This is a genomic window from Acidimicrobiia bacterium (assembly GCA_040881685.1).
In the GTDB taxonomy this organism is placed as follows: Bacteria; Actinomycetota; Acidimicrobiia; order IMCC26256; family PALSA-555; genus SHVJ01.
This window is the reverse complement of sequence record JBBECS010000034.1, coordinates 1-3,741: the sequence shown is the minus strand read 5'-3', so window position 1 is coordinate 3,741 and position 3,741 is coordinate 1. Positions and strand designations below refer to the sequence as shown.

At 66.9% G+C, this 3,741-nt stretch carries 4 protein-coding genes; 1 reads left to right on the top strand and 3 read right to left on the bottom strand.

Annotation, left to right across the window (positions count from 1 at the left end; translation table 11 throughout):
• From WEE69_07780 to WEE69_07770, 3 genes are all read right to left on the bottom strand, one after another.
• Window positions 1-564 (bottom strand): hypothetical protein (locus WEE69_07780; GenBank protein ID MEX1145188.1); only part of this gene is annotated, 564 nt, incomplete at its 3' end.
• A gap of 80 nt (window positions 565-644) precedes the next feature.
• Window positions 645-2,054, bottom strand: coding sequence for a HAMP domain-containing sensor histidine kinase (locus tag WEE69_07775; GenBank protein ID MEX1145187.1), 1,410 nt, complete (start codon window positions 2,052-2,054; stop codon window positions 645-647).
• Complete coding sequence (locus WEE69_07770; GenBank protein MEX1145186.1) at window positions 2,051-2,731, bottom strand: response regulator transcription factor; 681 nt, start codon at window positions 2,729-2,731, stop codon at window positions 2,051-2,053. The genes WEE69_07775 and WEE69_07770 overlap by 4 nt, the downstream gene beginning before the upstream one ends.
• Before the next feature lie 209 nt (window positions 2,732-2,940).
• On the opposite strand from WEE69_07770, the gene WEE69_07765 reads away from it, so the two are divergent.
• Window positions 2,941-3,741: hypothetical protein (locus WEE69_07765; protein ID MEX1145185.1), on the top strand; the 801-nt coding region annotated here is incomplete at its 3' end.

The window sequence follows — 3,741 nt, the reverse complement described above, 5'->3', positions numbered from 1 at the left end:
GCTCGAGACGTCGCCGTCGAAGCGGTAGATGGCCGAGCCGAGGAGACCGTCGTGGGCCAGGCCCGCACCGAGCAGGTCGAAGAAGTACAGGCGACCGATGCCCTCGGATCGGCGTGCGAACAGCGTGGCCACGATGACGCCGACTGACACGAAGGACGCGAAGAGCGCCACGCAGATCCCGACCAGACGCGCCAGGTTCTCGAACGAGTCGAGCGTGCCGTAGTCCCAGATTGCATTCGTATCGATGCCGATTCGTGCCACCGCGAGATAGCCCAGCCCCACGCTCGCGGAGCCGAGGACGAAGCTCCACATGAGAACTCGATCCGTCTCGGCACGGCGTAGGCGATTCGAGACTGCGACGATCACGCCGCCCGTGCCGATTCCTAGGAGCGCGAGCCCGATGACCAGATACGTGTAGTAGTAGAAGAGCTTGAAGGAAATGATCCGCGTGTAGCTGATCTCGAGGAGCAAGCCCGCAAAGCTGACCAGAAAGACCTCGAGCAAGTAGCTCGAGTGCGATCCGCCGGCGACCGATCGTTCGGCGGTGCGGCCGCTGCTGGGCATGCGGGCCCAACGGTGCCCATCCAGCGTAAGGATCGGTCAAGAAACTCGAAAGGCGCTTCTGAGAAGGACCCGTCCCTTGCTTAGGAGTAGGGCACTTCCGTCGAGGTCGTATCTGATCTAACGGGTGCACCGTTGGTCGTCGGGAGCACGACGGTGAACTTGGCGCCGCCGCCGGGTGCGTTCTCGGCGTAGATCCTTCCGCCGCTCGCGTCGATCACCGCGCGGGCGATGGCGAGTCCGAGACCGGACCCGGGAAGCTTCCTGGCGTCGACGGCGCGGTAGAAGCGGTCGAAGACGTACGGAAGGTCATGGGGATCGATGCCCGGGCCGTGGTCCCGCACCTCGACGCAGCCCGAGGAGACCTTGACCTCGATGGGCGTCTCGTCCGGGCTGAACTTCGTTGCGTTGTCGAGCAGGTTGCCGACGGCACGCGAGAGTGCGGCGGGTCTCGCGATCACCGTGGTGGGCGTCGCCGTGACGTTGATGGTGCGCCCGCTGCGTCGGATCGCTCGCTCGGCGGCACTCTTCGCCAACCGGTCCAAGTGAACGGGCCCTTCGGGTTCCTCGGACTGTGTGTCCACGGTGAGCTGCACGAGCTCGTTGGCGAGCGCTCCGAGCTCCTGGAGCTCACTGTCGAGATCGGCCAGCACCCGGTCGCGGAGCTCGGGGTCGAGCTCCGTGTGCCGGCGCAGCGTGTCGAGGTTTGTGCGCAGGCTCGTGAGCGGCGTGCGCAGCTCGTGGCTGGCGTCCTGGACGAGGCGCTGCTGCTGCGCACTCGACTGGTCCAGCGCGTGCAACATAGACGTGAAGGCGCGCGCGAGGCGTCCCACCTCCCCGCGACCGGTTGCGGGGACCGGGTGGTCGAGCCGTCCCGTGGTCGCAACCTCCTCGGCGGCAGCCGCGAGACGCAAGATGGGCCGCGCGGTTCTCGACGCGATGAGCCACCCGCCGAGCGCGGCGAGTGCGATGACCGCGAGACCGATGAGCACGGAACGCTCGCGGATCGAGGCGAGCAGGTCGTTCGTCCTCCCGAGGTCGCGGGAGATGCGGACGGTGCCGTCACCCGGACCAGGGATGGTGATCGTCCGGTAGCTCTCGCCGCGGTACTCCCGCGTGGCCATGACCGGCCTGGTCACCTTGCGTTGCTGCTTGGCCGCCGTGACCGGGAGGTCGACCTTGCCCGTGTTGCCGGTCACGCGCCCATCGCCGTCGATGCATTGGAGGCTGTTGCCCAGCGCGGCCGATACCCTCGCCGCGTAACCGCCCAGACCGTTCTCCGGGTTCGTGGCGAGCGAGAAGCACAGCTGCGCCCCGATGACGCCGTCCGGGTCGGCCTCGGTGAGCAATGGCCGCGCGTCGGACTGGAGCTGTGCGTCGAGATCCTCGTGCAGTCGGTCGGAGGTCTGGAGATAGTTGGTGGTGGCCACCGCGACGACGGAGGTGGCCGCGAGCAGTGCCAACGCGATCGCTAGCCGGCCCCGAAGACTCATGGTGCGCGCAGCACGTACCCGACGCCGCGCACCGTGCGCACGAGTCGTGCCTCTCCTTCCGCTTCGAGCTTCCGACGGAGATAGCCGATGTAGACGGGCAGGGCCTTGGAGTCTTGGCCAAAGTCGTAGCCCCAGATGCGCTCGTAGATGGTGGTGTGTGTGAGCACGATCCCGGCGTTGTCCGCGAGGAGCTGGAGGAGATCGAACTCGGTCTTCGTGAGCTCCACTTCGCGTTGGCCACGCCAGACCCGCCGCGCGGCCTCATCGATCCGGAGGTCGCCAACCTGGAGCTCGCGACCGTTGTCCGTGTACGTCGCACGACGCAGCAAGGCGCGAACGCGGGCGAGAAGCTCGTCGAGCGAGAAGGGTTTGGGGAGGTAGTCGTCGGCACCTGCATCCAAACCCGAGACGCGATCCGACACCTCGGTTCGCGCGGTCATGATCAGTATCGGTGTGCGATCGCCTTGTGATCGCAGTCGCCGACAGACGGTCAAGCCGTCCATCTGAGGCATCATGAGATCGAGGACCAGCACGTCGGGTGGCTCTACACCGACGGCGGTCAATGCCGCTTCGCCGTCCGGAACCGCGCGCACGGAGTAGCCCTCGAGTTCGAGCGCGCGCGTCACCGACTCGCGGGCGGCCCTGTCGTCTTCCGCCACGACGATCTGCTTCATCATCGGCGAGGGTACGAGCGCTGCGTGAGCGATGCGAGCGCAACCCCCGCGTCGTTGCCAATTCTCAAGAGATTCCGTCCGGGTTCTTACCGTTTCCTTATGAATTGCGCGCCGTGCTCATGGCAGATTCATCGGTGGTCTTCAAGTGATTGTGGCGGGGGCCTCAACGCGCTTTCCCGCCCGTCCTACCGTCGCATCCGACACTGCATCACATGGTGCGAGCGGTCCGTGGGCGATGGCGCGCGTCCTCCTTTGTCGCCGCGGCCGTCGTTCTGATCGGCGCATTCGTCTGGGTTCCCGCCGTGCGATCCACGGCCGCTGAGGGTTCTCGGCGGTCTACGCAAGCGGACCGGCCCCTCACCGTGGTCTATTACGGCGACTCGCTCACGCGGGGCTCGTTCGCCCATGTCGAGGAGCGGGTCTCGGTGAAGCGGCCGAGCTGGCGCGTGGTCAACCGCGCGTTCAGCGGCACCGCGATCTGTGACTGGTTCGAGCAGATGCATGAGGACGCCAGGCTCGAGCCGGATCTCGTTGTGTTGCAGTTCAGCGGCAACGCCTTCACGCCGTGCATGGAGGGCATCGCACTCGGGAGCGAGGACCTGCTCAACAAGTATCGAACCGATGCCGACTTCGCCGCCGGATTCTGGACGGCTCGCGGCGCCGACGTGATGTTCGTCGGCAGCCCGCGTGACGTTGACGGGTCGTTGCTCGCAGGCCCCCATCCGCTCGACTTGATCTATCGAGGAGTCGCGCAGGGGTCCGCGAGTGAGGACGTGTCCTTCTCTGACGGCCCGGAGCGCGCGCTCGCGATCTCCGATCCGTCCGACCCGAGCCGCCTCGCGTTTCCCCGAGCGCTGCCGTGTCTGCCCGGCGAGGTCGGCTTGGCCTCGTGTGTCGATGGCTCGATCCAGGTGCGAGCCCCGGACGACCGCCATTTCTGCCCGGTCGCCGACTCCGCGGTGTACCCGTGCCCCGTGTACTCGTCGGGTGGCGTCCGCTTCGGCGTCGCCCTC

Excerpts from the sequence above, each read along its gene's own strand:
- WEE69_07775 (MEX1145187.1), bottom strand. The coding sequence starts at position 2,054 with ATGAGTCTTCGGGGCCGGCTAGCGATCGCGTTGGCACTGCTCGCGGCC.
- WEE69_07770 (MEX1145186.1), bottom strand. The coding sequence starts at position 2,731 with ATGATGAAGCAGATCGTCGTGGCGGAAGACGACAGGGCCGCCCGCGAG.